Below are 469 nucleotides of genomic sequence, written 5' to 3'. Positions count from 1 at the left end.
ATGCAAATCCGGAAACTGCATGGATTGTGAACCGCCGTCCTATCCGCGTATTGGATTGGGCGATTGACCCAAAAATATTAAAACAGCCGCGCGGTACACTAAACCGCTGCGCCAATGATGATGTGGAAACCACTCAAACCATTAAACAATGGTATGAAGCCGTAGTGAAATCATTTGCAAAACGAAGAGTGGATTTAACCGTTTAAATTAGTCTTCAGGCAGTCTGAAACCTGCCCATCATTTTATCGAGAATAAAACCATGTTATCCGCACAATCGTTGCAACAAATCGACACAGAACTGGCCAAATACCCAGCTGATTGCCACCGCTCCGCCATTATGGGTGCGCTGCGTATTGCCCAGACCGAAAAAGGCTGGCTTGCTCCTGAGACCATCGCCTTTGTCGCAAACTATATCGGCATCTCGCCTGCACAAGCCTACGAAGTCGCTACTTTCTACAATATGTACGAC

General features: G+C 46.9%; 1 protein-coding gene and 1 pseudogene. Both read left to right on the top strand.

Annotated elements, in window-relative coordinates; all coding sequences use genetic code 11:
• Positions 1–206 (top strand): annotated as a pseudogene (locus ACTHUM_RS19330) (pyruvate kinase); the annotation flags it as partial.
• Between the two features lie 53 nt (positions 207–259).
• Positions 260–469: NAD(P)H-dependent oxidoreductase subunit E (locus ACTHUM_RS19325; protein WP_440403908.1), on the top strand; the 210-nt coding region annotated here is incomplete at its 3' end.

Source organism: Neisseria sp. P0021.S006, assembly GCF_051956895.1.
Note: the sequence above shows the minus strand (reverse complement) of the source record. Positions and strands in the feature narration are given on the sequence as shown.